Source organism: Streptomyces sp. NPDC059255 (genome assembly GCF_042752355.1).
Taxonomy (GTDB): Bacteria; Actinomycetota; Actinomycetes; order Streptomycetales; family Streptomycetaceae; genus Streptomyces.
Genome location: NZ_JBHYZP010000014.1, coordinates 80,760 through 105,739, shown reverse-complemented (window position 1 = coordinate 105,739; position 24,980 = coordinate 80,760). Strand labels below are relative to the sequence as shown.

Annotated in this window: 41 protein-coding genes and 1 pseudogene; 4 read left to right on the top strand and 38 right to left on the bottom strand. The window is 73.6% G+C overall.

All coding sequences use genetic code 11. The features are described from left to right. Nucleotides 1-38: 38 nt before the first annotated feature. From ACFXKG_RS18430 to ACFXKG_RS18400, 7 genes are all read right to left on the bottom strand, one after another. Nucleotides 39-644 (bottom strand): hypothetical protein, encoded by a 606-nt coding sequence (locus tag ACFXKG_RS18430; protein WP_384839592.1) that lies wholly within the window; start codon nt 642-644, stop codon nt 39-41. Further along, nucleotides 641-1,141 (bottom strand): hypothetical protein, encoded by a 501-nt coding sequence (locus ACFXKG_RS18425; protein WP_384839589.1) that lies wholly within the window; start codon nt 1,139-1,141, stop codon nt 641-643. The genes ACFXKG_RS18430 and ACFXKG_RS18425 overlap by 4 nt, the downstream gene beginning before the upstream one ends. Continuing rightward, nucleotides 1,138-1,926, bottom strand: coding sequence for a hypothetical protein (locus ACFXKG_RS18420; RefSeq protein ID WP_384839586.1), 789 nt, complete (start codon nt 1,924-1,926; stop codon nt 1,138-1,140). Before ACFXKG_RS18420 ends, ACFXKG_RS18425 begins: the two co-directional genes overlap by 4 nt. After that, nucleotides 1,923-3,179 (bottom strand): helix-turn-helix domain-containing protein, encoded by a 1,257-nt coding sequence (locus tag ACFXKG_RS18415; protein WP_384839583.1) that lies wholly within the window; start codon nt 3,177-3,179, stop codon nt 1,923-1,925. The genes ACFXKG_RS18420 and ACFXKG_RS18415 overlap by 4 nt, the downstream gene beginning before the upstream one ends. Nucleotides 3,180-3,288: 109 nt before the next feature. Beyond that, on the bottom strand, nt 3,289-3,783 hold the full coding sequence (locus ACFXKG_RS18410; RefSeq protein ID WP_384839580.1) for a hypothetical protein: 495 nt from the start codon (nt 3,781-3,783) through the stop codon (nt 3,289-3,291). A gap of 103 nt (nt 3,784-3,886) precedes the next feature. Continuing rightward, the gene (locus ACFXKG_RS18405; RefSeq protein ID WP_382893948.1) at nt 3,887-4,048 is read right to left on the bottom strand and encodes a hypothetical protein; all 162 of its coding nucleotides are present in this window, start codon (nt 4,046-4,048) and stop codon (nt 3,887-3,889) included. Continuing rightward, complete coding sequence (locus ACFXKG_RS18400; RefSeq protein ID WP_384839577.1) at nt 4,045-4,533, bottom strand: hypothetical protein; 489 nt, start codon at nt 4,531-4,533, stop codon at nt 4,045-4,047. The genes ACFXKG_RS18405 and ACFXKG_RS18400 overlap by 4 nt, the downstream gene beginning before the upstream one ends. A gap of 192 nt (nt 4,534-4,725) precedes the next feature. On the opposite strand from ACFXKG_RS18400, the gene ACFXKG_RS18395 reads away from it, so the two are divergent. Beyond that, nucleotides 4,726-4,941: a hypothetical protein gene (locus ACFXKG_RS18395; protein WP_384839574.1), complete on the top strand. Its 216-nt coding sequence runs from the start codon at nt 4,726-4,728 to the stop codon at nt 4,939-4,941. An 81-nt stretch (nt 4,942-5,022) separates the two neighbouring features. On the opposite strand, the gene ACFXKG_RS18390 is transcribed toward ACFXKG_RS18395, so the two are convergent. The 28 genes from ACFXKG_RS18390 to ACFXKG_RS18255 form a co-directional block, all read right to left on the bottom strand. Beyond that, complete coding sequence (locus tag ACFXKG_RS18390) at nt 5,023-5,754, bottom strand: hypothetical protein (protein ID WP_384839571.1); 732 nt, start codon at nt 5,752-5,754, stop codon at nt 5,023-5,025. Between the two features lie 109 nt (nt 5,755-5,863). Continuing rightward, nucleotides 5,864-7,264, bottom strand: coding sequence for a hypothetical protein (locus ACFXKG_RS18385; protein ID WP_384839568.1), 1,401 nt, complete (start codon nt 7,262-7,264; stop codon nt 5,864-5,866). After that, entirely contained in the window at nt 7,257-7,580 is a 324-nt protein-coding gene (locus ACFXKG_RS18380; RefSeq protein WP_384839566.1) for a hypothetical protein, read from the bottom strand. The genes ACFXKG_RS18385 and ACFXKG_RS18380 overlap by 8 nt, the downstream gene beginning before the upstream one ends. Continuing rightward, nucleotides 7,577-8,083 carry an NUDIX hydrolase gene (locus ACFXKG_RS18375; protein ID WP_384839563.1) on the bottom strand — a complete coding sequence of 169 codons (507 nt, stop codon included), beginning with the start codon at nt 8,081-8,083 and terminating at the stop codon, nt 7,577-7,579. Before ACFXKG_RS18375 ends, ACFXKG_RS18380 begins: the two co-directional genes overlap by 4 nt. 136 nt (nt 8,084-8,219) lie before the next feature. Next, nucleotides 8,220-8,915: a VWA domain-containing protein gene (locus ACFXKG_RS18370; RefSeq protein WP_384839560.1), complete on the bottom strand. Its 696-nt coding sequence runs from the start codon at nt 8,913-8,915 to the stop codon at nt 8,220-8,222. Next, a complete protein-coding gene (locus ACFXKG_RS18365) occupies nt 8,912-9,106 on the bottom strand; it encodes an acyl-CoA carboxylase subunit epsilon (protein ID WP_384839557.1) in 195 nt (64 codons plus the stop codon). Before ACFXKG_RS18365 ends, ACFXKG_RS18370 begins: the two co-directional genes overlap by 4 nt. Continuing rightward, the gene (locus ACFXKG_RS18360) at nt 9,106-9,564 is read right to left on the bottom strand and encodes a DUF6011 domain-containing protein (RefSeq protein WP_384839554.1); all 459 of its coding nucleotides are present in this window, start codon (nt 9,562-9,564) and stop codon (nt 9,106-9,108) included. The genes ACFXKG_RS18365 and ACFXKG_RS18360 overlap by 1 nt, the downstream gene beginning before the upstream one ends. Beyond that, on the bottom strand, nt 9,561-9,770 hold the full coding sequence (locus tag ACFXKG_RS18355; RefSeq protein ID WP_384839551.1) for a hypothetical protein: 210 nt from the start codon (nt 9,768-9,770) through the stop codon (nt 9,561-9,563). The genes ACFXKG_RS18360 and ACFXKG_RS18355 overlap by 4 nt, the downstream gene beginning before the upstream one ends. Nucleotides 9,771-9,869: 99 nt before the next feature. Continuing rightward, nucleotides 9,870-10,766 (bottom strand): hypothetical protein, encoded by an 897-nt coding sequence (locus tag ACFXKG_RS18350; RefSeq protein WP_384839548.1) that lies wholly within the window; start codon nt 10,764-10,766, stop codon nt 9,870-9,872. Continuing rightward, a complete protein-coding gene (locus ACFXKG_RS18345; protein ID WP_384839546.1) occupies nt 10,766-11,218 on the bottom strand; it encodes a LuxR C-terminal-related transcriptional regulator in 453 nt (150 codons plus the stop codon). Before ACFXKG_RS18345 ends, ACFXKG_RS18350 begins: the two co-directional genes overlap by 1 nt. Then, nucleotides 11,215-12,072 carry a DNA adenine methylase gene (locus tag ACFXKG_RS18340; RefSeq protein ID WP_384839543.1) on the bottom strand — a complete coding sequence of 286 codons (858 nt, stop codon included), beginning with the start codon at nt 12,070-12,072 and terminating at the stop codon, nt 11,215-11,217. Before ACFXKG_RS18340 ends, ACFXKG_RS18345 begins: the two co-directional genes overlap by 4 nt. Continuing rightward, the gene (locus ACFXKG_RS18335) at nt 12,069-12,254 is read right to left on the bottom strand and encodes a hypothetical protein (RefSeq protein ID WP_384839540.1); all 186 of its coding nucleotides are present in this window, start codon (nt 12,252-12,254) and stop codon (nt 12,069-12,071) included. The genes ACFXKG_RS18340 and ACFXKG_RS18335 overlap by 4 nt, the downstream gene beginning before the upstream one ends. After that, nucleotides 12,251-12,850, bottom strand: a complete 600-nt coding sequence (locus ACFXKG_RS18330) for a hypothetical protein (protein ID WP_384839537.1) — start codon at nt 12,848-12,850, stop codon at nt 12,251-12,253. The genes ACFXKG_RS18335 and ACFXKG_RS18330 overlap by 4 nt, the downstream gene beginning before the upstream one ends. Then, a complete protein-coding gene (locus ACFXKG_RS18325; protein ID WP_384839534.1) occupies nt 12,826-13,146 on the bottom strand; it encodes a hypothetical protein in 321 nt (106 codons plus the stop codon). Before ACFXKG_RS18325 ends, ACFXKG_RS18330 begins: the two co-directional genes overlap by 25 nt. Then, complete coding sequence (locus ACFXKG_RS18320) at nt 13,136-14,959, bottom strand: hypothetical protein (RefSeq protein ID WP_384839531.1); 1,824 nt, start codon at nt 14,957-14,959, stop codon at nt 13,136-13,138. Before ACFXKG_RS18320 ends, ACFXKG_RS18325 begins: the two co-directional genes overlap by 11 nt. Beyond that, nucleotides 14,956-15,357: a hypothetical protein gene (locus ACFXKG_RS18315; RefSeq protein WP_384839528.1), complete on the bottom strand. Its 402-nt coding sequence runs from the start codon at nt 15,355-15,357 to the stop codon at nt 14,956-14,958. The genes ACFXKG_RS18320 and ACFXKG_RS18315 overlap by 4 nt, the downstream gene beginning before the upstream one ends. Further along, the gene (locus tag ACFXKG_RS18310) at nt 15,354-15,542 is read right to left on the bottom strand and encodes a hypothetical protein (protein WP_384839525.1); all 189 of its coding nucleotides are present in this window, start codon (nt 15,540-15,542) and stop codon (nt 15,354-15,356) included. Before ACFXKG_RS18310 ends, ACFXKG_RS18315 begins: the two co-directional genes overlap by 4 nt. Continuing rightward, on the bottom strand, nt 15,539-15,766 hold the full coding sequence (locus tag ACFXKG_RS18305) for a hypothetical protein (RefSeq protein WP_384839522.1): 228 nt from the start codon (nt 15,764-15,766) through the stop codon (nt 15,539-15,541). The genes ACFXKG_RS18310 and ACFXKG_RS18305 overlap by 4 nt, the downstream gene beginning before the upstream one ends. Then, nucleotides 15,763-16,083 carry a WhiB family transcriptional regulator gene (locus ACFXKG_RS18300; RefSeq protein WP_384839519.1) on the bottom strand — a complete coding sequence of 107 codons (321 nt, stop codon included), beginning with the start codon at nt 16,081-16,083 and terminating at the stop codon, nt 15,763-15,765. The genes ACFXKG_RS18305 and ACFXKG_RS18300 overlap by 4 nt, the downstream gene beginning before the upstream one ends. Continuing rightward, nucleotides 16,083-16,418 carry a hypothetical protein gene (locus ACFXKG_RS18295; RefSeq protein WP_384839517.1) on the bottom strand — a complete coding sequence of 112 codons (336 nt, stop codon included), beginning with the start codon at nt 16,416-16,418 and terminating at the stop codon, nt 16,083-16,085. The genes ACFXKG_RS18300 and ACFXKG_RS18295 overlap by 1 nt, the downstream gene beginning before the upstream one ends. After that, complete coding sequence (locus ACFXKG_RS18290; RefSeq protein ID WP_384839514.1) at nt 16,411-16,902, bottom strand: WhiB family transcriptional regulator; 492 nt, start codon at nt 16,900-16,902, stop codon at nt 16,411-16,413. Before ACFXKG_RS18290 ends, ACFXKG_RS18295 begins: the two co-directional genes overlap by 8 nt. After that, the gene (locus ACFXKG_RS18285; RefSeq protein WP_384839511.1) at nt 16,899-17,141 is read right to left on the bottom strand and encodes a hypothetical protein; all 243 of its coding nucleotides are present in this window, start codon (nt 17,139-17,141) and stop codon (nt 16,899-16,901) included. The genes ACFXKG_RS18290 and ACFXKG_RS18285 overlap by 4 nt, the downstream gene beginning before the upstream one ends. Next, the gene (locus ACFXKG_RS18280) at nt 17,138-18,448 is read right to left on the bottom strand and encodes a hypothetical protein (protein WP_384839508.1); all 1,311 of its coding nucleotides are present in this window, start codon (nt 18,446-18,448) and stop codon (nt 17,138-17,140) included. The genes ACFXKG_RS18285 and ACFXKG_RS18280 overlap by 4 nt, the downstream gene beginning before the upstream one ends. Further along, nucleotides 18,445-18,621 (bottom strand): hypothetical protein, encoded by a 177-nt coding sequence (locus tag ACFXKG_RS18275; protein ID WP_384839505.1) that lies wholly within the window; start codon nt 18,619-18,621, stop codon nt 18,445-18,447. The genes ACFXKG_RS18280 and ACFXKG_RS18275 overlap by 4 nt, the downstream gene beginning before the upstream one ends. Continuing rightward, nucleotides 18,618-19,232, bottom strand: coding sequence for a hypothetical protein (locus ACFXKG_RS18270; protein WP_384839502.1), 615 nt, complete (start codon nt 19,230-19,232; stop codon nt 18,618-18,620). The genes ACFXKG_RS18275 and ACFXKG_RS18270 overlap by 4 nt, the downstream gene beginning before the upstream one ends. Beyond that, complete coding sequence (locus ACFXKG_RS18265; RefSeq protein WP_384839499.1) at nt 19,229-19,615, bottom strand: hypothetical protein; 387 nt, start codon at nt 19,613-19,615, stop codon at nt 19,229-19,231. Before ACFXKG_RS18265 ends, ACFXKG_RS18270 begins: the two co-directional genes overlap by 4 nt. Before the next feature lie 76 nt (nt 19,616-19,691). Continuing rightward, nucleotides 19,692-19,889: a hypothetical protein gene (locus ACFXKG_RS18260; RefSeq protein ID WP_384839496.1), complete on the bottom strand. Its 198-nt coding sequence runs from the start codon at nt 19,887-19,889 to the stop codon at nt 19,692-19,694. Continuing rightward, nucleotides 19,886-20,050 (bottom strand): hypothetical protein, encoded by a 165-nt coding sequence (locus ACFXKG_RS18255; protein ID WP_384839493.1) that lies wholly within the window; start codon nt 20,048-20,050, stop codon nt 19,886-19,888. Before ACFXKG_RS18255 ends, ACFXKG_RS18260 begins: the two co-directional genes overlap by 4 nt. A 195-nt stretch (nt 20,051-20,245) precedes the next feature. On the opposite strand from ACFXKG_RS18255, the gene ACFXKG_RS18250 reads away from it, so the two are divergent. Beyond that, a complete protein-coding gene (locus tag ACFXKG_RS18250; protein WP_384839490.1) occupies nt 20,246-20,644 on the top strand; it encodes a helix-turn-helix transcriptional regulator in 399 nt (132 codons plus the stop codon). Nucleotides 20,645-20,707: 63 nt separating this feature from the next. Here the strand turns inward: ACFXKG_RS18250 and ACFXKG_RS18245 are convergent. After that, nucleotides 20,708-21,112: pseudogene (locus tag ACFXKG_RS18245) on the bottom strand (MFS transporter); the annotation flags it as partial. A 119-nt stretch (nt 21,113-21,231) separates the two neighbouring features. Between ACFXKG_RS18245 and ACFXKG_RS18240 the strand changes: the two are divergent. Continuing rightward, nucleotides 21,232-22,449 (top strand): ROK family protein, encoded by a 1,218-nt coding sequence (locus ACFXKG_RS18240; protein ID WP_384839488.1) that lies wholly within the window; start codon nt 21,232-21,234, stop codon nt 22,447-22,449. Nucleotides 22,450-22,500: 51 nt separating this feature from the next. Here the strand turns inward: ACFXKG_RS18240 and ACFXKG_RS18235 are convergent, their stop codons facing one another. Next, the gene (locus ACFXKG_RS18235; protein ID WP_384839485.1) at nt 22,501-23,025 is read right to left on the bottom strand and encodes an ATP-binding protein; all 525 of its coding nucleotides are present in this window, start codon (nt 23,023-23,025) and stop codon (nt 22,501-22,503) included. Nucleotides 23,026-23,237: 212 nt separating this feature from the next. Beyond that, a complete protein-coding gene (locus tag ACFXKG_RS18230) occupies nt 23,238-23,555 on the bottom strand; it encodes a hypothetical protein (RefSeq protein ID WP_382888145.1) in 318 nt (105 codons plus the stop codon). 306 nt (nt 23,556-23,861) lie between these two features. Here ACFXKG_RS18230 and ACFXKG_RS18225 point away from each other — a divergent pair, with 306 nt between their 5' ends. Then, the gene (locus tag ACFXKG_RS18225; protein WP_384839482.1) at nt 23,862-24,959 is read left to right on the top strand and encodes a PLP-dependent cysteine synthase family protein; all 1,098 of its coding nucleotides are present in this window, start codon (nt 23,862-23,864) and stop codon (nt 24,957-24,959) included. Nucleotides 24,960-24,980 lie beyond the last annotated feature (21 nt).

Here is a 24,980-nt window from a genome sequence, read left to right as displayed (position 1 = left end):
GGGGTAGATGCCGGTAGACGGCGTGGTAGACGTGCAGGTCAGGCGGCGGTAGACGGGGAGGTAGACGCCTCCGGGGCCGCGTCCGGGGAGAGGGCCAGGAGGGCGTCCCGGCGGACCCCGCGGGTCGGCCCTTTCCCGCCCGCCTTGACCTTGGCTTCGACCGGGATGCCCAGAGCCTCCAGACGGGTCTTCAGGTCGGTGACCGTCCAGCCCTCTCCCTGGCCCTGCTTCTGGAGGTGTTGGAGGACCTCGGACAGGTGCACTGCGGGGCGGTCTCCGAGGACGTCGAAGAGCAGCGCCAGGACGTCGTCGCGCATGGACCTCTCAGTGCCCCCGCTGGCGCTCTCTTCGGGGCTGTCCTCCGCGTCGTCCGTGGGCGGGACGGCGCGGACGGCGGACCAGCACCACACGGGGACGATGAGCCAGAGCAGCCCGGGGACGGCGCGGATGAGGCGCCACAGGAGGTAGCCGCCGAGGAGGGCGAGCAGCACGCGGAGCCAGACGCCGAGGACGGCGGCGAGGCCGGTGAGGTCGTCGCGGCGGCCGGCCCGGATCCACGCGGCGACGCGGGCGGCGAGCTGGCGGGCGCGGATGAGGGAGCCGTCCCACAGGCGGGCGGCGAGGCGCTGAAGCGGAGTGCTCACAGGCTCTTCCCCTCGAACAGGGACACGCCGGCGGCGCCGAGGCCGTTGGCGATGCCGGGCAGGCTGTCGAGCGCTCCGGCCACGCCTGCGGTCGCGCACAGGATGCTGCCCGCGACCATGGCGCCGGTCAGGCGGCCCTTCTCCTCCTTGTTGAACGCCTTGTACGCGGCGATCGTGGCGACGAACAGCAGGAAGACGACGACGCCGCCCTCTTCGCTGAGTGCGCCCATGGTGCCGGTGGCGATGGGGCCGCTGGAGTCCGTGCCGGTGGTGCCGGACACGGCGGTGCCGCCGCCGAAGTTGACGGCCTGGCGGGTGCAGCCGGAGAGCCATCCGGCGAGGCCCCCGACGCACACGGTGCTCATCGCGCCGGTGAGCAGGCCCTGCACGGTGGGAATCAAGTCCTTCAACTGGCGGCCGCCGGTCCACCACTTGCGCATGCTGAGGAAGAGGATCGCGGTGGCGATGGTGGCGCCCGCGAGGGTGGTGCCGATCATGGGGTGACTCCGGTGATCCAGGTGACGGGGTCGTACAGGTTGATGGCTCCGAAGGAGCCGACGAGCGCGGTGGCGAAGAAGAAGATCCGCAGGAAGCTGCTGGTCTTGCCGCCGGTGAGGCTTCGGCGGCGGGCGAGGCCTGCCGCAGTGAGGACGAGGGCGGTGCCGCCGAGCGCGTAGCCCCACCCGGAGCCGAAGTCCCGGGCGCCGGCGACGGTCTCGTACCAGACCGCGGCCGCGCTGTAGCCGACGCCGGGGATGGGCGCGACGGCCAGGACCAGCCCGAGGATGGCCTGGGTGGGGCTGGCGTAGGTACGCAGCCACTCCATGATTCGCTCGCGCCAGGTCGGGTCGGGCGCGGGCGCGGCGGGGGTGAGGGTGACGTGGACCTCGATCGGCCCGGCCGGAACTGGCGGTCCGGCGTACGGGCCGGGGCCGTACCAGCCGTTCGGCGGGAGCGGCGGCGGAACAGCCGGCGGCGCGGCCGCGGGCGGCGCGGGCCGCTGCGGAGGGACCTCGCCGTGCTCGGGGACCCGCTCAGGCAGGGGCAGCGGCGTGCCGGGCGGGATGATCCGGGTCGGGGTGATCGGGCGCGGGCGCTGCGCGCGGGATGCGGCCACCGCCTCGTCCACCCAGTCCCCCCGGTCCGGCCGCGGGGCCGGCATCCGGGGCGGCCGGGCAGGGCGCGGCGGGGGTACCGGGGCCGGGTCGCCGTTCGGGCCGACGCCGCGGCGGCGGAGCAGATGCTGCACGCGGCGCTCGTCGGCGCCCGGCTCGGCACTCACGCGTAGCCGCCTTCCATGGGGCCGGGCTGCGACGGTGCGACGGGGGGTGTCGCGGTGGGGTTGTCGAGGGCTGCGACGGCCTCGGGACGGAACACGTTGCGGCCGTCGCTGCTCTCGGGCGCGGGGGTGAGCTTGCCGCGGTTGACCCAGGAGCGGACCGTGCCCGGCTTGACGCCGCGCAGCCGTGCGACGTCCGCGACGGTGAGCAGCAGCTCGGCGCTGCGGACGGGTGCGACAGCGGGTGCTGCGGCGGCTGCGACGCGTTCCACCGGCCCGGTGCTGGCCGTCGCGGGGTGCGCGGCGGTGTGCTGCGCCGCAGGTGGGATGGGTGTTGCAGGGGCGGCGGTGCTGCGGGGCGGGCAGATGACGGGGAGCAGCGTGGCGCCGGGCGGGATCTGGTTGGGCGGGGGCGGAGGCAGCGTCGCGGGACCGGGCTGCGGGGGCGTTGCGGGCCGGGGGACGGGTGTGGCGCGGCGGGTGGTGCGGCGGCGCTGGGTGCGACGGGCGGGCGGGGGCTGGGTGTTGCGCGGGGGGTGTGTGGGCGTGGCGGCGGGCGGGAGTCCGGCGGGCTGTGCTGCGGGTGCGACGGTGGGTGTGGCGGGTGTCGCGACGGGAGGTGTTGCGGGCATGGGGGTGGTGCGGGTGGCGGCCTGGAGGGCGAGGGACTGTCCGCGCATCCGGTCGAGTTGGCGGCGCTCCTGGGTGAGGGCCAGCTCTGCGCCGATCTCGGCGCGGGAGACACGTACCCACTCCCGGGTCAGTGTCGGCAGCTCGTAGGAGAACCGGCCGAGGACCAGCGACCAGAGGACTTTCGCGATGAGGCTGATCGCCGCGCCGGCGATCCCGGCGACTCGTTGGTCGGCGAGGTGGCCGTGGGCGTAGATCACGACCATGACGATGGCCAGGGCGGCGTAGCCGAGGCGGCGCGGGAGGACGGCGCGGTCGGGGTCGTGGCGGGCGAGCCACTCCAGGATCAGGCAGGTGATCCAGGCGGCGTCGTACGCGAGGGCGACGGGGTAGGCGACCCAGGGGGTGGCGGTGGTGGCGAGGAGTCCGCCGCCGGAGACCGCGGACCACACGACCGAGACGCCGGTGAAGGCAACCGCGGCGGTGAGCGCGGCCTTCAGGAGGATGTGGTCCCAGTCCCGGGGCGGTACGGGAATGTCCTCGGTGTAGCGGTCGGGGACGGTGCGGGTCTCGCCGGCCTCGGTGTGCTGGACCCAGCGGGTACGGGGAACGGAGCGTGTCTTCATCGGTGGGTCTTCCGGGTCGGGGGCCGGGCGTGCAGGGGTGGTCACTGCGCGCCCGGCCGGTTGAGGGGCGGTCAGGCGGTCCGGGCTGGCGGCGAGTCGAGGTGCCGCCTCAGTCCTGGGTCCGCTGGAGGGGGAAGCGGCCGATGCTCCAGGGCGCGGGCTCCGCCGAGGGCCGGGCGGTCTCGCGCACGGTCCAGGTGCTGGAGGCGCCCTCCTTCTCGGCGGTGTCCTCGGCGGTGGCGGGCGAGATGTGCACGCTGTGGAGGTCGCCGTTGCGGAAGAGGACGTACACCCGGTCCAGCTGCTGTTTGCGGGCGTTGCGCAGCAGTGCGCGGAGCACGGCACGGTCCTCGGTGTCGAGGAGCTGCTGGGTGCGCAGGGCGGACAGCTCTCCCTCGACCCGGGCAGCGCCGGCGGTCGCGGTCGCGAGCTGCTCGCGGAGTTCCCCGGTGAGCAGCTCGGCGCGGATCGCGCTGTCGGTGGCCCGTTCGGCGCCCGTGCGCAGGGCGGCGGCCTCGGCCTGGAGCGCCGCCAGGTCGGCATGGGCCTGGTCGCGGTCGGCGCGCAGCGCGGCCAGGTTCTTCGTGCGGATGATGCGGAACACGTGCCCTCCAGGGCGGGTTCGGCCGGTCCGGGCTGGACGGCTCCCTCTGAGGCCCCGCCCGTACGCCGGGGCGGACGGGCGGGGGAGGCAGCGGTCAGACCGGTCAGCAGTAGTGCCCGTCACCCAGAACGCAGTCGCAGAACGGAGCCCGGTCCGGGTCCGCCTGCGCGTCCGCGTTCGCGGCGTAGTCCTGCGCGGCGCGCTGGTGGAACTCTTCGACGGTGGCGTTCTGGTCCTCGTCGACGGGGGTGGTCCGCTTACTCATCGGGTCACCGCCTGCCGGGGGCAGGAGCTGCCGGCCTGGCCGTCGCGGCACATGCAGTTCTCCAGCAGGAGGCCGCCCGGGCAGCGGTTGTCGCTGGTGACGGAGGCCCAGGCGGTCTTGCGGAGGCGCAGCGCGTACTCGCCGCGGGTGATGCCGGCCGTGGGCCAGGGCAGCACGGCCAGGAGCGGGCGGGCGGCCGCCCCGGTGCCCGCGATGCGCAGGGCGATCGTCAGCCGGGCGGCCTCCGTCATCGGCGCGCCGGGGCGGTGCGCGGCGAGGTGCCGGGCGACCGCGAGGGCGAGATGGGCGGTGCGGTCCTGGCGGGCAGGCGTGACGGTGCCGGTGGTACCGGCCTCGGTCCGGACCGTACGGACGGTGCGGGCACCAGCCCGGCCGAGGATCCCGGTGGCGACGAGGCGCCGGGCGGGCGAGGTGGGCGGGGTGGGGGCTGCCAGTACGACAGTGCCGCGGATACGATCCCTCACGGATCCATCCCTTCGTCGAGGTTGTGGGTGGGTCCGCCCCTCGGTCCATTTGGCGTCGCAAGCGCCGGGCCGAGGGGCTTTCCCGTTTACCGAGTACGACCGTAGCGGGAAGTGTGGACATTGTCCACACTTCTCGGAGAGGATGGCCGCATGCCCGAACCGCCAAAGGGCCAAGAGACGGAGAGGGAGACCATGACCATCCCCAAACTCGCCGAACGAGTGGGGCGCAGCCGGACACTGATCCATCGCCTCGCGACCAATCCCGCTGAAGGGTGGCCAGCGCCGGTCTTCAAGCCGGGCAGCAGCCGCCCGGAGTACGACGTGGCTTGGTTCGATACGTACTGGGCGGAACGGCAGTCAGGGATCAGGCAAGGGCGGCGCACCGACCTCGACACGCAGGGAGGCTAGGAGCGCACGCATCAGGGCCCACCGCATGGGAGTTGCGGTGGGCCCTTCGTGCTGTCCGGCGGGGATTCTACGCCGCGGCGGTCAGGCGCTGGCGGGGATGTCAAGGATGGTCCAGACGCGGCCGCAGGTGCCGGTGCAGCGGGCGACGGGCGGTTCTCCGCCGGCGCTGCGCATCTCGATCCGCCCTCCGCAGGCGGTGCAGGGCCGGGCGACCACCGCCGTACGGCCCGTGATGTCGAGGGCGACGGCGACACGGTGCGCGGACAGCCGGGCGATCTCCTTCAGCTGCCACTGGAGGCCGTCGGGCATGGGGCAGAACGGGCCGGGCTGGTGCTGGGCGCGGGCGCGCAGCCACCTCGCCGCGTGGACCGTGGTGCGGGTCGAACTGTCGCGCCCCCAGCGGCTGGGGTCGGCCGCGTCCAGGAGCGACAGGCGCGCCACCTCCCGGTGAATCCGATCACTCCACCGGGCGTTCCTCGCTTCGTACGGCTGGCGCTGGATGCGGCCGGCCGCCGCATCGGTGAACCGGAGCAAATCCGTCTCGAGCTCGATCATCACGTCCAGCAGGGCCAGGCGCAGCGGTGCGGCGCTCGCCCCGATCTGGCCGGGGTCGCGTTCCTGGCTGCGCAGCTCGGCGGCCTGATGGCGGAGAACTTCGGCGCGGTCGTCGTCGAGCCGGTCGAGGCTGGTGAGGTAGTCGGACATGCGCCCGGCGGGCGGCCATACGTCGGGGGCGCGGGTAGCAAGAGCGGCCTGGAGGTCGGGCCAGTGGGTGATCACGGTGGTGAGGTGCTCAATCGTGGTGGTGCTCATCGGGCGCTCCAGTGGGCGGGCGGGGCGTAGGCTGATGATCACCTCGGGGGCGCGCCGGTCCTGGTCAGACTGCGTATGGCGCGCCCCCGCTGCATGCGGCGGAACGTGCTCAGGGGCGGGTGTCGGTACGGAGGGTGGCCGTTTCACCAGGGGCGGCGGCTTCGTGGTTACCGTCCGGCCACGTCGGTGAGAGCAGGCCGATCACCTGGTGGGGGTTCACCCCGCCGGAGCCCGCCGCGGCGTACGCCTCCATCTGCTTGACGGTGCGCTCGATACGGGCCTCCGCCCGCGCCGCTCGCTCCCGCAGCGTGGCGGTACGCCGCGCCAGCAGCTCCTTCGTGGCTGCGGTCACCGAGTCGGACAGGCCGGCCTGCCGCCGCGCCTCCTCCAGCTTGGCCCGTACGGCTTGGGTCTCGACCCGGTGGTCGGCGAGGATGCTGCGGGCGATGTCCGCCTCGGCCATCTCCGACCAGGCGTACTCCCACAGGCGGTTGGCGTCCACGGTGCCGGTGCTGACGGCCTGGGTGAGGAGGTCGGCCATGTCCCGGCGGCGGGCGGTGCGCCGGCCGGGCTCGTTGTCCGCATCCTCCGGGCCGGGCTCGGAGGATGCGGTCGTGCCGAGGAGTGCGGCGTCGACCAGGTCGGCGGCCGGATGCCACGTTCGGGACTGCACCCGCATCCTGGCCGTCGCGGCCCGGACCCGGTCGACGGCGGCCTGCACCTGTTCCAGCTCGGCACGCATGTGGGCGGCGTCGACCGGGTCCTGCCCGGACTCGTCCACCCCCGGCGGCGTGCTGGCCTGCTGCTCGTCGCCGGGGTGGACGACCGGGGCCGGGGTGTCGCCGGACTGGTCCGCCCACTGGACGTGGGCGCCCGGGTAGTGGAGGAGGAGCTGGTCCAAAGTGGGCGCGCCGGTCGCGAAGTACGCGTCCTCGAGGTCGAGGAGCACGACGTGCCCGTCGCCGGGGAACTGCGCACCGTGGAGGACAGCACCGCGGTGGTGGAGACGGAACCCGCGCGCGAACCCCGCGGCTGGCCTCAAAACGGCTGGGCTGTCGTGGGAGAGGGCGAGGCGGATCCGGCCGGCGACCTCGGTGCCGGGCGCGCGCCAGTCCGGATCGTCGACGGCGGCCGCGAGTTCACGCACGTTCCTGATCGCTGCCTCCGCCAGGTCGGCGCGGCGGGTCAGGTCGGCCTGCACGATGGGCAGCACGGACAGCATCGCGTCGGCGAACCACTCGGGACGGCCGTGCACCTCGGAGAGCACGCCGAGCTCCCAGGCAGCAGGCTGGATGCGCCGCGCCGTGCACTCCTCTTCGGTGTACGGGCAGTCGCTGCCAGGGCAGGCGGCGGAACGGACCGCGTCGGCAGCCAGCCTCCGCAGCACGGCCCGGTCGGCGCCGATCGTGCAGGGCCAGACGATGCCACACGAGCAGTGCGTCCCCTTGGCACTTCCGGCACCGGGCACGCGGCGATGCTCCAGGGTGGCGGGCTCGGGCTGGTCAGGCATGGTCGGTCTCCTCGGTGTACGGCGGGTTGGTGTGGGTGCAGCGGGCGCTGTGGACGGTGTGGTGGGAGGCGGTCCAGGTGGGGCAGCACGGGCCGCTGGTGTCGCCGGTCGTACGGGCGCAGGCGTGCCGGTAGTCGGTGCCGGAGCGGGCGGCGCCGTCGGCGAGGACCAGGGCGACGCCCCCGAACAGCGCGGTGTGCCACCACAGGGCGTGCGCCGCGCACCACAGGGCGACGGCGGACAGGGCCAGGCAGCCCGTGGCGAAGGCCAGTTCGTAGGCGCGGTGTCTGCGCGCGGCCGCGGCGTGGTCGGTCATGAGTCGTCGTCCTGCGGTGTGCGGCGGTCGATTGCTTCGACCCAGGCGGCGGCGACGGCGGCGACCTGGACCAGCTCGGCGCGCAGCCGGGCCGGGTCGGACTCGGCGAGGGCCTCGGCCACTTCTTCGCGGAGGATGTGCAGCCAGTCGAGATAGCCGCCGTCGGCCGCCTGCTGGCACGCCATGCGGGCGACGTCCGCGTCGATCTGCTCGGGGTGCTGGCCCGTGCCGTCGGGGTGGTTCTGCTCGCCGAACTTGTCGTCCTGGCGCCGGCGTTCGCTGGCGATCTCGGCGAGGACCTGGCGGGTGGCCTGGTGTTCGGGGAGGCCGCCCCACTGGTCGGCGACGTAGCGGAGGATTTCGGCGGCGTCCTGCTTGCTCAGGCCCTTCGCGCCGGCCTGCGGGATGATCGTGCCCGGCTCCGCTCCGGGACGGATGATGACGTAGGCGAGGGCGTCGGTCCCGTCGATCGCCACCATGCTGGCCCGCTTGCTGCTTGTCATGGGAGATGTGCTCCTGAAGGTGCTGGTGGGGTGAGGGGTCAGTCGTCGAACAGGAAGGCGGGCACCGTGGTCTCCATGTCGTGGACCGGGTGACGGGAGGGGCCGTCCCGGCGGCGGGACGGCCCCAATGGGCGGGTCAGGGGCGGCGGATGATGCCGGCGGCGCGGGCGGCGGCGAGCCACGTCCCGTACTGGGAGGTGATCCCGTCGTACAGCTCCGCGTCGCTCACGTTGTGCGGGTCCCGGGCGTGGAAGAAGCTCGCGTTGTCGACGGCCCGGCCGTCCAGGTAGTCCAGCTGCTCGAGGAAGCTGATGCGGTCGCCGTAGCCGACGAACGCCCAGAAGATCGGCATGGTGCTGACCTGGCGCAGCGTGTCGACAGCCGCGCCGCGGTGGTCGGGTTCGCCGTCGGACTGGAAGATCACCAGGCCGGGTGCGCCGCCGTGGCAGGACCGCCCGTACGCGTTCGCGGTCTCGATGATCGCCGCGGCGTAGTTGGTGCTGCCCCACCGGGCGTGACGGTGTGTCCGGTCGATCACGCCCTGGTAGTCGGAGAGCTGGACGTCGGCGGCGGTCTGGTAGCGGGACGCGAAGTAGGCGAGCGGCACGGTGCCGTCGTCGTCCAGGTTGACGGCCAGGGCGAGGGCCTGTTCGGCGAGCTGCTGCACGCTGCCGTCCCGGTAGTAGCGCTGCATGCTGGCGGAGTGGTCGAGGACCAGGTACACGCTGGCGACCTCGTCGGTGATGCCGTGCTTCTCCAGCGACACGGCGGCCGTCTTGGCGAGCGACACGAGTCCGGGGGCGCGCTCTTCGATCTTCGAGAGGCTGATCACTGCTGCTGCTCCTTGATGGTGGTGGGTGCGGGTGTGGGGAGGTGGTCCAGGGCGTCGCCGAACTGGTCGGCGAGGCGCCGCCAGCGGGCCGCGGTCGGGGTTCCGGGCCGGGCGTCGGCCGCGACGAGGAGTGCTTCGACCAGCTCGGCGACGTCGTCTGGCCCGCCGGGCAGGCGCAGGAGCGCGGCCATCACGCCTCGTCCTCTGTGGGGAGTTGGGCGTGGGTGTGGGTGGCGTGGGCGGTGGCGATGGCCGGGGTGAGGAGCGCCGCGAGCGCGTGCTCGTCCAGACCGGTGCGGCACTCCGGGCCGACCCCGAGAACCTTCGACTTCTCGTCGCGCAGGGCCCGGCCGCACAGGCAGCAGCGCACCGTGAACCCCACGAACGTGCGCCGTGCTCCGGCCGGGTCGGCGGCGAGCGCCGCGTGCAGGGTCTCCAGCCACGCCCGGTAGCGGGCCTGCCAGTCCCTCATCCACGCGACACGCTCGTCACGGTCAGCAGGCGCGTCCTTCTTCAGCAGCCGGGCGGGCCCGTGCCACGCCCCGGCCGGCCACGCTTTCAGCTCCCCGGCTCGGGCCCGCCAGTACGTCATCGTCTGCGGATCGGCCGGATCCAGGACCGCGTAGTAGCCGTCCGGCAGCCCCGTCACCTGCCGCTCCCTACATAGAGCGAGCAGTGGCCGCCGAGGCAGCGGGCCTGCCCGTCCGCCACGTAATGGACGTGCCCGCCGTCGCGCTGCAGGAGGTAGGCGGCGTGGAGCGCGGGGACCGGCGGGCGCGCGCCGCCGGCCACGATCACCGGGTCGAGCCACTCCGACAGGTCCGGGGTGCTGCTGATACTGCGGATGCTGGTCAACTGCTGCTCCTGGTGCTGCTGTTCGCGGGTGACACGGCCGGTGACCCGGGGCAGCCGGCGTGCGGGGCTGCCCCGGGTGGCGGGTCAGGGGGTGGCGGGTCAGGGGGTGGCGGGTTCGGGGGTGGCGTCGGCGGCGATCTGCTGGAGGAGCCAGAGCATCCGCTCGGCCCGCCCGGGCGCCACGGCCTGCCGGACACTGCGCGCGCGGTGGTCGACGTCCGCCCGCCAGTTCAGGGCCAGGCCCCACAAGGCGCGGCGAGCGCCGTGACCGGTCGGGAACGGGACGGTCTGCCCGGCGGCCTGCAAGGCGCCGGCGACCAAGGCGAGCGGCCCGGCCTCCCACTCCAGCAGCACCCGGCCGGCGAGGACCTCCAGGAGCGGCGCCGCGTCCTCGGGGGCCAGCGCGCCGTCGGGGACGCCCGCCGAGCGGGGGCCGACCAGCCGCACCGTGACATCGCACAACGGCTGCCCGGCCGGGCCGACCGCAGTGACACGGGCAGCGGACGGGGAACGCCGCGTACCGCCGGGGGTGGTGCCGCGGTCGGTGAGCTGGACGTGGACGACGGCCAGGCGCTCGTCGGCGAGGAGCCCGGCGGCCCTGGCGGCGGAGTGCGCCCGCTGCTCGGCGGCCTGCCGCTGGAGATCACGGAGGTGACGGATGTGCCCGCAGCACCCGCACAGCACCTGACCGTCCTTATATACGGTGCACGGCCGGTCGGGCCGGGCGCCGCAGTCGGAGCAGCGGCGGGTGTCCGGCCCGCCGCCGCGGGCCCGGGCGGCGGCGAGCTGGGCGACGCTCGCCCCGGTGGGCACCGACTCGGCCACCGCGTACAGCTCGACCTCGGTCTCCCGGTTCCGGAAATCCCGGGCGGTGACGGTGGCGCGCACGGGGCCACCGGGCTGCCGGGGCAGGTCGAGCTGCGCCAGGACGGTCTTCGTCATGAAGCCGGGCGGCACCTGTGCCCACGACGTGTACGAGACGGGCGTGTCGGTCATCAGGAACTGCTCCTCGTGGTGATGGGAAGGTGACGGTGCTGGTGGGCGAGGGCCACGGCGTGGGCGCGGTGCCGGGCTCCGTAGTGGGCGCGCAGGTCCCGGCCGTAGGCGCAGACGGTGTGGTGGGTCAGGCCGAGGGCGGCAGCGATCTGCCGGTGGTCCATCCCCCGGGCCATGCACTCCAGGACCCGGACCAGGTGCGGAAGCGGCCGCGGGCAGCCGGCCCCGCCGGCAGGTGCCGCGGGCACGGCGAGCCAGCCGTTCCGGTACGCGTACGCGACCAGCGCGGCCCGGTCCGGGGCACCAACCGACCTGGACAGCCGGTACACGTAGTCCGTCAGCGTGCTGCGCCCGATCCCCAGCTCGGCCGCGATCTGCCGGTGACTCCGGCCCTCGGACAGGCCGGCCACGACCACGATCCGCCGCGGCACCCCGCGCGCCGCCGGCGTCATCCGCTGCTCCCGGCGAACAGGTCCTGCTGACCGCCGAGGACGCGGTTCGACCACAGGACCTCGGTCCGGGCCTGCTCCGCCGCGGCGTTGCCGGTGCTGGTCGACGTCTCGTACCGGTGCCATCCCGCGTACAGCTCGTCGTACAACGCTGAGGGGTAGCCGGACAGGACGACGGCGGATCGGCAGTCGGCGAGCGCGGCCGCGAGCTCCCGGTGGTCGGCCTCGCCGCGCATCTCCGCGCCGTAGCGGTCGCGGTGGCTGCGGGTGGTGCCGAGGTACGGCGGGTCGACGTACAGCAGCACATCCTTCGCGGACCCGTACTTGCCGATCATGGTGAGGGCGGGCAGGCACTCCAGGCTCACGGACATGATCCGCTCGGCGGCGGGCAGCAGCCGGTCCCGGTAGGCGTCCAGGTGGTCGGGCATGCTGAAGCTCGACCGGGAGGTGGTGACGTAGTGCCGCCAGCCGCTGCGCCGCATCATCCCGCCGCGGCCCTGGGACAGCCGGACCCAGACGCGGCGCGCCCGTTCCACCTCGTCCTCGGCCGGCTCCCAGGCGTCGGTGAGTTCGGCGCGGGAGTGCGGGGTCAGCGTGCAGACGCGGGCCAGGTCCTCGGGGCGGTCACGCAGGACGCGCCAGAAGGTGACCAGGTCGCCGTCGAGGTCGTTGACGGTCTCCATCGCGGACGGCGCCTTCGCGAAGAGGACGGACATCCCGCCGGCGAACGGTTCTACGTAGTGGGCGTGCGGCGGGAGCATGCCGACGATCCAGTCGGCCACCCGCCGCTTGCTGCCGAAGTACGGGACCGGGCTCTTCACGCGTTGCTCCTGGTGACGGTGGCTGGTGGTGGTCATGCCGCGGACCGCCCGGGCTGCCGGCGGTGGACGGCGGCCTCCAGGACTGCGACGTGTGCGGCGGCGTCCGGGTCCGGTGTCCGGGTCGGCGCGGCTGGCGCGTCCGGGACGGGCCGGGCGCCGCCGAAGGTTCCGTCGGGCCATTCCTCGGAGAGGAGAAGGGAGAGCGGGGCCCGGGTCACGACTGGCTCACCGCCTCGGCCCGCTGCCGCCAGGCGGCCACGATCTTCTTGGGGACCGGGCCGAGCGCGGGGACGTCCATCCCTTGCTCCAGGGCCCACCCCCGGACGACCCTCGGTTCGTAGCCGCGGGCTCCGCGCTTCTTCGGCCTCGGCGCGAGGTGGTCGCGCCGGGCGCGCAGCACGGCGAGACGGTCCTCAAGCCGGCTCATCTCGGTGTCGACCTGCACCAGTTCGGAGTCGGCCGTGTGTCGCTCCCGCAGCGCCTGCAGGGATGTCCACGCGCGCTCACCGTCCGCGCGGACCGTGGGGTCGGTGTGGCGTTCCGCCCACGCGATGAGCGCTCCGGTCGTCAACGGCTCGGCGGGCGCCGCGGGCTGCTCCGTGCTGTGCTGCGGCGCGGCCAGGTCCTCGTGGTCGACGACGTCGTCCGTGGTGCTGATCAGGGTGTCGGCGGTCTCTGGCATGTCGGGTGTCTCCTTGGCGCTGAAAGGCCGGCGGGGAAGGGTCGGGGCGGGCAGGCGGGGCACGTGCGGGAGTTCCTGGTCGAGGAGGCGCCGCAGCGCGGCGATCGTCACCGCACGGGCCTGGACTGCCACGGCGCCGGGCGCACCCCGCTACGGCGGCGCTGCCCCGAACCGCTGCTGCGCCGGGCGTTGGTGGGCGGGCACGATGCGACGTGGGGCATGGCCCGCCACTCGATGTGCTCCAGGTCCGGCCGGTCCTTCTTCAGGACACGGACCCGCAGCCTGCCGGTGACATCGGTGTAGGCGGCGAGGTTGCCCTTCTCGTCCGGGGCGGCGTCGATGTCCTGCTGGCGCCTGTACTCGGTGACAGCGGTACGGACCGGGCGCCCGCAGCGCGGGCACGGGTGGACTCCTGCGCTACTGAGCACGGGCTTCTCCTTCGAGGTCAATGGCGTTGAGGTGGCGCAGGACCAGGGCGTGGCCGTAGAGGTAGACCGCATGGGTCCGCCCGTGCTCGGCCACCGCCGCGGTGATGGCGGCCGGAGTCGCGGCCGCGCGGAGCTCCGCCAGCTCGGCGGCGTCCAGCTCCCGGTGCGGGGGCGGAGTCGCCGGCGCGCGCCGAGGCCACACGGTCACCGGCCCGGCCCCCGGGCCGGGCCCGGCGCCGGAGCGAGGACCTGGCGGTACGGGCTGCGCCACAACCGGCCCCGCCGGCTGCTGCGCCCCGCCCTGCCCGCCACCCGCCCGGGCGGCCGCGGCCTCCTGCTCCTGGCGCTTCGCCCAGGCGGCGGTGCGCTGCGCCCACTGCTCCTCGGCGCGCCGCCGCTGCGCCCGGGCCGCCCGCTCGTCTTCCTCACGCCGCAGCCGGGCGGACGCCGCGGCCTTGTCGGCGGCGATCTCCGAGCAGCCGGGGCATGGGGCGCGGGTGGGCCAGGTTGCCCCGTCCTCGCACATCGCCAGCCCGCACCCCCCGGGCGCCAGGGCGACGCCGAGGATCCACCGGCCGATGCCGTCGGGCCCCCGGTAGGGGTCCAGAGCGGTCGCGTACCGCGTTCCGATGCGGTGGGTGAGCCGCTCGGGCGGGCAACCGCCGGAGAGCTGCCGTCCGATCCGCCGGGCGATCTCCCGCTGCTCCCAGACGGTGGCGTGCCGGTAGACGTGGTGGACGGGGGCGAGGACCTGCCAGATGCGGGCGGAGATCGTCAAGCCGGGCCCGTCGTACGGCCGTTCCTGGCCCCCGCTGTTGCTGCGCTTTTCGCGGTGACCGGCACGGAAGGTGTCAGGGACACCACCGGGGTTTTCCACAGGCCGGGCGACCCACTTACGGTCACCTCGCCTACGGCGGCACCCCCCACCGAGCTGCGAGGTCCTGTCAGTGGAGTAGTTGCTGTCTTCCTTAGACGCGAGGGACCCGTCATGATCGGCGGCACCGGATCCGTCTGTGGTGATCGCGGACGTGTCCGCCCTGGTGGAGGGGGCAGGGGCCGGGGTGTCGAGGGGGAGGGCGAGCTGCTCGTCGACGGCCGTTTCCGTGGCGAGGAGCGGGTGGCGGTGGACGGTGACGAGGTGACGGCCCTGGTATCCGGCCCGGTGGTCCAGGGTGATCCAGCCCGCCGCGTCCAGCTCGGTCATGATGCGCCGGCCGGTCGTCTCGCTCAGTGGCTTGCCCGCGTGCTTGCTGCCGGGCTGGTGGTGGAGTTCACCGGCCAGCTCCGCGCCGGTGACGGGCAGGCCCTTCGCGGTGGCCCGGGCCAGGTGCAGGTAGGCGCGGAAGCGGCGGGGCGTCAGGGCCTCGGCGACGGTCACCGGGACCTCCAGGGCCGCCTCGTCACAGGGCACCAGGCGGGCGTGGCGCAGCGCGCTGCGGCCGCGGCCGCCGGTGTGGGTGCGCTGCTTGGTACTCAGCCAGGGCGCGGCACCGTCGGGGCCGGGCCGGTTGAGGAGTTTCAGGCCCCGCTCGACCGCGGAGACGGACAGGCCCAGGGCGTCGGCGAGTTCGGTGACGGCCGCGGTGCACGGGTCGGTGTCCGTACGGGACCCCGGCCAGGTACGGCGAGCGTCCAGCGCGGCCACCTTCACGTACACGGTGACCGCTTCGTCGTTGAAGTGCGTGCCGCGGAAGAGGCTTTCGGGGATCCATACGGTCTGCTCGCTGCGCCGGCGGGGCCGGTTGTAGCGCACGCCACCGGCCCCGCCGCGGGTGCGGCGGGGCTCGGCGGAAGCGAGCAGACGGGCGGTCACCGGGCCGAGGCCTCCTTGGCGGCGCGGGCCTTGCGGATGAGTGCCTGGGAGGTCAGGGACAGGACCAGCCCGGTGACCTGGTCGCCGTGCCGGTGGATGAGGCAGCGGGACTCCAGGGAGCGGAGGCCGCCGCGGACCCGGTAGTCGGGCAGTCCGGTCTGCGCCATCAGCTCGGCCTCGCCGGTCGGCGCGCCGGGCGGGATGGCGCCGGTGACCAGGTCGGCGTGGGTGGCGAGAGTGAGGGCGACGTGCCGGTAGTACGGCAGGAGGTGGGTGGCGCGCAGGATGTACGCCACCCACTCCGGGACCAGGGGCGGATCCCCGGGCCCGGGCAGCGGGGCGAGCGGGGTGGTCCGGTGAACCACACCGCCCGCGCCGGCGCTCGTGGGGTTGTTCATGGTGTTCCGTTCTGAGTGCCGCGGCACGGGATGTGTGCGGGCTGTCCGTCGGTGTCGCGGAGATGGGTCGGGATGGCGCAGCGGATGCAGGGCTGCGGCCGGTTGGACCATGCGCCGTAGCCGCGGAACACGGTCTGCTGCTCGGGACCGGCCCCGGGCCCGCCCTGGGTGCTGGTGGTGGTCATCGCTTGTGGTTCTCCTCGGCGGCCTGGGCGGCCTGGTAGGTGGTCCTGGCGGCGGCCGGCCAGCCCGGGCCGGACGGCGGCTCCGGTCGGTCGGCCAGCGCGGCCGGGGTGTGCAGCGGGCAGCGCAGCCCGGTCCGGTAGCGGCGGACGCCGACCACGGCGCGGCAGTAGAGCCGCAGTTCACCGAGCCAGTGACCGCACTCGGCAGTGCCCGGGCCGGTCATCGGGGTCCGGGCGGGCCGGTCTGGCCCTCGCGAATCAGGCGCTCACGGTCCACGACGCTGAGCGTGGCCCGCTGATGGGGGCTCATCCCGCCCCGCACCACGGCCCGCTGATACGGACTGTCCGTACCCTCGGTGCTCAGCGCGTCGGACAGGCACTCACGCCGCACCGGGCACGGCACGCAGATCCCCTTGGCCGCACGGTTACGACGGTTCGCCTCCCCGCTGCCCTCCCGCGTCTCCCCGTCGGGGATGAACAGGTCCGCGAACGGCACACACACGGCGGCCAGACGCCAGCTGCTGGACGAGAACCTGGACATCAGCACTCCTCCGACGGGGCCTGGCCGATACGGCCGCAGCCGCGGGTGGTGCACACCCACCCGCCGCCCGGCAGCTCGGTGTGCCTGGTGGTCAGGTGCGCGCAGCGGGTGCTGTGGCAGGGCAGGTAGCGGACCGGTACGGGTGCCGGGTCCTCGTCGGCCGGGGCTGGGGAGGGCGCCGGGATTGACGGGATGCGGGTGGCGGGGGCGACGAGGCGCCAGGTGCGGTGGGCCAGGAGCCAGGCGAGCCCGGCGATCGCGACCAGCGCGAGGGCTGCGGTCATGCCCGTGATCAGCAGCGCGGCGACCGGGTTGAAGAGCGCGAACTCAGCCACGGCCGGCCTCCGTCCCGGACGCGCGGACGATGCCGTACTCGGCGCGCAGAGCGGCGATACGGGCGGCGTCCGCCGTCATCCCCAGCCTGCGCACCGCGGCCTTGACCGCCTGATCGCTGATACCGGTCCTCAGCAGCGTCACGATCTGCTCAGAGGACGCGGACCGCGCGCGCAGCCCTCGCCCGCCGCAGGCCTTGGACCGCTTCACGTAGAGATCGGCCCGCTGCAGCTCGGTGCGGCCGCCGCGGACTCCGCCGCGATGGGCTGCCGGCAGTGCCCCCTCTTCCTCCATGGCCTTCTCGAGGCAGCCAGGCTTGACGGGGCAGCGGGCACAGACGGCGAGGGCCGCCTGCTGGTTCGCGGACACCCCGGGCACCGCGCCGAACGGGCCGGGCGTCGCCACGCAAGCGGCCTGGGAAAAGTCCACCAGAACCGGGGCGGGGCCGGGAGCGGCTGCCGGGCGGACGCCCGGCAGCCTGGTCACGGACGCCCCGTCTCACGCCGTACCGGCGGGTGTGTCGGCAGCGGCGGGTACACAAATTCGGGCCGGGGTCCGGGCCGGGGCGGCCGGGGCCCCTGCGTGAACTGGCCGATGATCTCCGGGCCCGACGCACGCTCGGCCTGGGTGCGGTTCTGGTCCAGCGCGTAACCGACGGCGAGGAAGGCGGCGGTGCCCACCACGAACGTGACGATGATCAAGTTGGTCAGGGCGTCTGCGCTCATGCGTCGGCCTCCCGGTTGTAGTCGTGGGCGAGCGAGAGCGCGGTGACCATGTACTGGGTGGGGGTCAGGGCCCCGGTGGCCGGGTCGCGGAGCGCCACGTCCCAGACGGGCACCTCCTCGTCCTCGTCCTCCGGGTTTGACCACACGATCCGGGACCGGACCTTCGGGCCCTCCTCCTGGACCAGGAGGTCCTCGATGTGCGCGACCGCCGCGGCCGGGTTGGTGTAGCGGCCGAAGGGGACCGACTCGTGCGACGCGAGGTACTCGACCGGCGCCTGCGCGGCGGCGGCCTCCAGCTCGGCGATACGGTCGATGAGCCAGTCGACGGCCGGCGCGAGCCTCTCGCCGAGCGGCATCGGAACCCGGCGCGCGGCACCGTTCGGCGCGAGGAGTCCCCGCATCTCCATGTCGTCGTTCCGCCGCGCCACCAACTCGGCACGGCGCCGGTCGCGCTGCTTCTCCAGCTCGGTGATGCGCCGGTGGAGGGGCTGGATGTGCCAGGCGGTGATCTCGGCCGCCGCGTCCTCCGCAGGGTGGTCCGCGCCGAGGGCGCGGATCCGGTCCGCGATCACCGCCTCGTGCCCGGCCGCGGACACCTCCGCCTGCCCGGGCAGGAACGGAACAACACTGTGGTCGGCCAGGAGCTGGGACAGAGCCGGGACCCAGTCAACGACGGCGTTCGCGTCCTTGAGGACGACAGCCTCACCGAGCTCCTCCAGGCCGGCCAGGACCCGGTACCCGGTGGGCTGCTCCCGCATCGCCCGGGCCAGCGCGATCAGCACCGCCGCCTCCGCGCCGCGCGGCCACGCGCCGGGAGTGACCGCAGTCCCCGCCACGGCGGCGGGGGTGGTCTTCTCCGTGACGGTGACGGTGTGCGGCGTGGTGCGGCGGTAGACGCGGCGGGCCGGATCGCTGTCGTCGGCGACGAGGAGTCCCTCGTCGCGCAGCGCGTACAGCGCGGCGCGGGCATCGCTCCGTCCGAGGATCGCGTGGAACCGGCAGGCGTAGATGGTCTGCACGTCGCCCGGTGCGAGGGTCTCGCCGTCCTGCAGCGTGGCCGCCACGCCGCGCAGCCAGCCGTGGAGGTCGGCCACCGGGACGGGCGCCTTGCTGCTGCCGGGTCGCGGCGGGTGGAGGGCATCGGCGATGTGGAAGGCGAGCCCGTCCGGGGTGCCGGTCCAGGTGTGGCGGCCGGACTCGACCGTGACGCGGGTCTCGTCGACGACCGCGCCGGGCAGGCGCCCGGCGATCGCCCGGGCCACGACCTGGGCAGTCAGCGTGCGGCGGTGTGTGGGAGTACTCGTCATCGGGTCCCGCCCTTCGGGCCGAGGATCTGACGGGGGATCGGGTGCGCGGCCAGGCGGCGCGCGAGGCCCCGCCGGGCCGGGTGGTGCATCCCGCTGCACGCCGCGCAGCCACGGCGCGCCGAGTGCGGGACGTGCAGGCCCGGCTGGTTGGGGGTGGTGGAGTTGTCGCTCACGACGGGTCACCACCCTCGGCGCGCTCGGCGTGGCGGGCGGCGATCCACTTCGCGGCGGCCGCCACCGAACGGAAGTCGACCTCGACGCGCGTCCAGCGCAGCGGGCGGATGCCGTAGGTGCCCTCCGCGCTGGGCACGGCGCACGCCGACCAGCGGACCGCGCCGCGCTTGCCGCGGCTCTGGGTGATCTGCCCGATCACGTCGTCGGCCTGGAGGCGTGGGACGCGGCGCGCGGTCACGAGCTGGTCATGCGGCCCGGCGCTCTCACCCCAGCCGTGGAGGAGCGGCTCGCCGGGGTAGAGGTAGAGGCCGGCGATGCGGCGGGGCGGCTGCCCGTAGCCGAGCGCCTGCGTGGACGTCGCCTCCGGGGTCTCCTCGCCGGTCATCACGTAGGCCGCCCCGCAGCACGAGCACACGATGCGCAGGGTCGTCCGCGCGAAGTTGTCGCCGTGGCCGCACTCCTGGTTCCGGCAGTCGTGCGAGACGCCGTCGTGGCGGAGGCGGTACGCGTTGTACTCGGTACGCGTGTCGATCGTCCAGGCCGGGCTGGCGCAGTCGGGCTCGTGGGCCAGCAGGTCCCACTCCAGGTAGGAGTCCATGGCGCCCGTCATCGGCCGGCCCCCGCACCCGCCGCAGCGGTGACGGTGACGACGGCCACGGCGGTGACCTGGACGCCGTCGACCGTGGCGACCGCCTTGTGCGTGCACTGGGCCCCGCCGCGCTGGTGGTCCTCCGTCGGCGTCACGTCGTACGCCGACGCGAACTCGGTCACGGACCGGGCGGCCTCGTAGTGCAGGTGCCCGACGAAGACGTCCGACTTCAGGTTCATCCGGGACAGCGAGACGCAGAACGGGGCGAGCGCGGTCTGAGCGGACGCCGCCCAGACCGCGTTCATCGCGAGCTGCTGCGCCGTACGCCACGGCGGCACGGCCGGGGCAGCGAGCTGGGTGGTGGCCGTGGGCGGCGTGCCTCGACGGTGGATACTGTGATTCACGGGTCCTCGCTTCTCTCGTTGGTGAGGGCCGGCGGGGCTGCTCAGGCCGGGAAGTCGGAGCAGCCCCGCGGCGTGTTCAGGCGGCGCTGTGCGTGGACGCCAGCGCCTGCGCGGTCTCGGGACTGGGGCGCAGCAGAGTGGCCAGGGCGCCGATTTCGGCCGGGGTGAGTCGGCAGTCCGGGCAGTTCCGCAGATCGGTGATGCCATGCCCGCACGGCGCGTCCCACCCCGCGGCCCACGCGTCGTCGACGGTGCGGCACACCCGGCGGGTCACGGCCTGGCCCTGGTGTTTTCGACGATGTCGGCGATCTCGCAGCCCAGGGTGTTCGCGGCGGCCTTCAGGAACCGTGGGCCGCCGTTGGACCGGCCGATCTCGACCATGCTGGCGTGGTTCAGGCAGAAGCCCGTCGTCTTCGCGAAGTGCGTGAGCGTCATGCCCATCAGTTCGCGGCGTCGACGGATCTCAGCCCCGTTTGATCGAAGTGGCATGCACGAAGATAAGCACAGGTACCAGACTTGTACAAGTCTCATCCCAAAGAAACACCTGTGCGCCTTTGTGCCCCCAGAGTGCTGCAATTGGTGGACAAGACTTGTAGATTTTCTAGAGTCTCCGTGGGACAGTTCTGTGACATGACCCAGTCCGACACCCCCACGCTGGTCGGCAAGCAGCTCGCCGCGCGCCGCGAAGAGCTCGACCTCACGCAGCAGGCGATCGCTCATCGCATCGGCATCACTGTGAACTCCGTTTCCGCTGCCGAGAACGGTCGCGCCACGATCAGCAGGGGGAAGCGACCTGCCTGGGAGGCGGCTCTTGAGCTGGCTCCTGGATCGATCCAGCGCGCGTATGCCGGCGGCGCCCTTGAGCCGTTGAAGCGTGCGGCGGAGCCGGATTCGGATCCGAAGCCGTATGCGGACCTCGATGATCGACATGAGCGCGCGATCTGGGCGATGGACCTCTCGGAAGCGGATCGGCGCGTTCTTGTTGATCTCTGGCGTAAGTCCCGGCTGGACGGGCGCCGCACTGCGTAGCTGAGCCCCGTTCGACAACGCTGTCGAACGGGGCTCAGCTACGCCTCAAGTAGTTAGTGTCTACGACACGTTGAGTCCGCCGTAGGCCGCGCCGAACGGCAGCAGCACCAGGCCGAGCGTGAGCGCCGAGTGGGTCTGCGGCGGCAGCAGGACGCTCAGCGAGAGCAGCACCGCGCAGACCACCGTCACCGGATGACTGCCGAACCGGCGGCAGAGCCCGCCGGTGAACGCCATGGTTGCCACGGCGCCCGCGGAGACCCCGAGCAGGGCGAGGCCGAGGTCGCTCGCCGACGCCCCGGTCTGCTGCTTGATCGCCGGGATGCGGACCACCCAGCCGGCGAACAGGAAGCCGTCGAGGGCGAAGATCACGGTCAGGACGGTGCGGAGGCGGCTGAGGGGGGAATGCGCCCGGGGCGCTCCGGCCGCGCTGCCGGAGAGAGCCGTACGCATTTTGTTTAGAAGCGGCACAAAGTGAGGATAGGGGCCAGGGGACGTCCCTACAAGGCGTCATGGGCCGTCCCGCGGACTCCGCCGTCCTTTCCGGCCGGAAGTCCGCCACTCCATCGGATCATGGGAGACTCGCCTCCATGAACGGCAAGGGGACCACGGCCAGGACACGGCTGGAGAGGGGCCGCGGCGCGCTCGGCCCGGCGCTGGAACTGGTTCACACGGGCCGCGCGCCCACCCGCGCCGTCCTCACGGCGGAGCTGGGCGTCACCCGCGCCACGGCCGGCGCGGTCGCCGCCGAGCTGGAAGCGCTCGGCCTGATCCGGGTGGACTCCCGGCCCGGCGCCGCCGCCGGTTCCCAGGGCCGGCCCTCGCACCGGCTCTCGGTCGACGAGGCGGGCCCCGTCGTGCTCGCCGCCCAGGTCCACGCCGACGGCTTCCGGGCCGCGCTGGTCGGGCTCGGCGGCCGGATCGTCGCGACCGCTCCCGGCCGCGGTACGGCCTCGGCCGACCCCGCGCAGGTCCTCGGCGCGGTCGTCGAGACGGGCGCCGGACTGCTGCGCGCCGCGGGGCGGCGGTGCGTGGGCGCGGGCCTCGCCGTGCCCTCCGCGGTCGCCGAACCGGAGGGAACCGCGCTCAACCCGCTCCACATCGCCTGGCCCGTGGGCTCGCGGGTACGGGAGATCTTCGCCGAGCGGGTCCGCGCCGCGGGCATCGAGGGCCCCGCCTTCACCGGCAACGACGTCAATCTGGCAGCGCTCGCCGAGCACCGACACGGCGCGGGGCGCGGCGCCCAGCACCTCCTCTGCGTCGCCACCGGCCACCGGGGAGTCGGCGGCGCGCTCGTCCTCGACGGACGTCTGCACACCGGCAGTTCGGGCCTTGCCCTGGAGGTCGGCCATCTGACGGTCAACCCCGAGGGGCGCTCCTGCTACTGCGGCAGCAGGGGCTGTCTCGACGTCGAGGCCGACCCACTCGCCTTCCTCACCGCGGCGGGCCGCACGCCGGGCCCCGAGAGCTCGCTGCTCCAGCAGTCGCGCGATCTGCTCCGTACGGAGTACGCCGACCCGGCCGTACGGGGCGCCGCCGCGGAGCTGATCGACCGGCTCGGCCTGGGGCTCGCCGGACTGGTCAACATCCTCAACCCGGACCGGATCATCCTCGGCGGGCTCCACCGCGAACTGCTCGAAGCCGACCCGGACCGGCTGCGCGCGGTCGTCGCCGACCGCAGTCTGTGGGGCCGCAGCGGCGGCGTACCCATCCTGCCGTGCACCCTGGACCACAACAGCCTCGTGGGAGCCGCCGAGTTGGCGTGGCAGCCGGTGCTCGACGACCCGCTCGGCGCGCTCGGACGCTGACGTCCGCGGACAAGGAGTGGGGGCCGGTTGCCCGTGGCCGGGTGCCCGGGGTCAGCCGAACACGGCCGACCGGGCCCGGTTCGGTCCGTGCGCCCCCGCCACGGCGCCGAACTCCGTCGCGGGGAACGGGCCGTCGGTGATCGCGCCGTACACAGGTCGCAGCGGCAGCGCCAGGGCGACCGGCGGTGCGGGGAGCGTGAACCATATGCTCTTCCCGGTGTCGCCCCGGGAATGAATGCCCCAGCTCTCGCTCACCGCCGCGATCAGCGCGAGGCCGCGGCCGCCGGTGTCCGACAAAGTGGCGTGGTGCACCGTCGGCAGGCGCGGATCGTGGTCGCTGACCGAGACCATGAGCCGTTCGAGCAGCAGCTCGACATCGACGGTGCATCTCTTGTCCGGGTGTGCGTGCCGGTGAACGTTGGTCAGCAGCTCGGTCACCCCGAGAGCCGCTGGGTCGATGAGAAGGTCGAGGTGCCAGTAGCGCAATTGCGCGGAGATTATTCTGCGTATCTGACCGATCCGCGACGGCAGGGCCTGGAGCTCCACCGTGCAGTGCCTGCTGGGCTGACTGATCACGGCCGCGACTCCCCGAATGAGGTCCGGAAGAACACGAAGGGGGCCGGGACCGGCGACCGGCTCGCCGCCGTTCCCGTCCGGCGGGGCTGGATCGCAGCGTAACCGCCGGGAAACTCTGAGTGATGTGAGATCAGAGTGGACCAGCGACCCCGGCTTCGCAACTCGCGGCAGACCGACTTGAGGTGTCGGCGCGTCCCCTGAGCCGGCCCGCTTCAGGGCCCCGGGTGGCTCGCCCTGCTGACCGCCTCCATGAGCCGACCGGCCAGGGCCGTCGCGTCCGGCCTGCGCCCCCGCTGCCCCATGGTCAGCCGGTAGCGGGTCCCGTTCACGGTCGCGACCATGCTGCCGCTTCCGGCGAACCACGGCCGCGCCGCCCGGACCGCACGCAGCGGCGCGCTGTCGATCACCCGGCCGTAACTGGTCAGCAGCGCCAGCCTGCCGTCCTGGACCAGCACCTGGCCGGCCCTGGTGAGCGAGCGGGGCCACCGCTCGATCCGCACGCCGCGCGCGTCGAACTCCGGTTCCGCCATGGCGTTCCAGCCCCCTCCGTACCCGTTCCCCGTTCGTCCCCTCAAGGCAGTTTGCACAAGTATGCCGCCCGGCACCAGAGCGCGTGGGGCGCACACTTCACCAGCGATTCCTATGGGTCACCAAAGCAAGCGTTTGTGCAGGTGGTAGAGGTACGGTGCGGCTGGGAACCGGTACGGAGACAGTGGAGACGGAGAGGGGCGGTACGTATGACTGGGCGAGAGACGAGCGGACGGCCGACAGGGACGACGGCGCCGGCGGAGGGACCTGTCCCGGAGCCCGTCCGCGAACCTGTCGGCGGACGGGTCATGCCCACGGTCGACGTGGACCGCAGCGACGCCGGGTACCGAGCCTGGCTCAAGGACGCCGTGCGCAAGGTGCAGGCCGACGCCAACCGCTCCGCGGACACGCACCTGCTGCGTTTCCCGCTGCCCGAGGAGTGGGGCATCGACCTCTACCTCAAGGACGAGTCGACACACCCGACCGGAAGCCTCAAACACCGGCTCGCCCGCTCGCTCTTCCTGTACGGCCTGTGCAACGGCTGGATCAGACCCGGCAAGCCGGTCATCGAGGCGTCCAGCGGTTCGACGGCCGTCTCGGAGGCGTACTTCGCCAAGCTGATCGGCGTGCCGTTCATCGCGGTCATGCCGCGTACCACCAGCGCGGAGAAGTGCCGGCTCATCGAATTCCACGGCGGGCGCTGCCACTTCGTGGACGACGCGGGCACGATCTACGAGGAGTCCGCTGGGCTGGCCGAGCGGACCGGCGGCCATTACATGGACCAGTTCACCTACGCGGAGCGTGCCACCGACTGGCGCGGCAACAACAACATCGCCGAGTCGATCTATCAGCAGCTCAGGCTGGAGCGCTACCCGGAGCCCGCGTGGATCGTCGCCACGGCGGGTACCGGAGGCACCTCCGCGACCATCGCGCGCTATGTCCACTACATGCAGTACGACACCCGGATCTGTGTGCCCGACCCCGAGAACTCCTGTTTCTTCGACGGCTGGACGCGCCACGACGACCGGGCGCGCAGCGCCCGCGGCTCCCGGATCGAGGGGATCGGCCGCCCCCGGATGGAGCCGAGCTTCGTGCCCGGCGCGATCGACCGGATGATGAAGGTCCCGGACGCCGCGAGCGTCGCCGCGGTACGGGCGCTGGAGGGGGCCATCGGACGCAAGGCGGGCGGCTCCACCGGCACCGGACTGTGGAGTGCGCTGCGCATCGTGGCGGAGATGGTCGCGCGGGGGAGCACCGGCAGTGTGGTGACCCTGCTCTGTGACCCGGGCGACCGCTATCTCGACAAGTACTACTCCGACGCCTGGCTCGCCGGACAGGGCCTGGACATCGCCCCGTACGCGCGGACCCTCGACCGCTTCCTGGAGTCCGGTGTCTGGCCGGACTGACCGGCGTCCCCCCCCGGACTG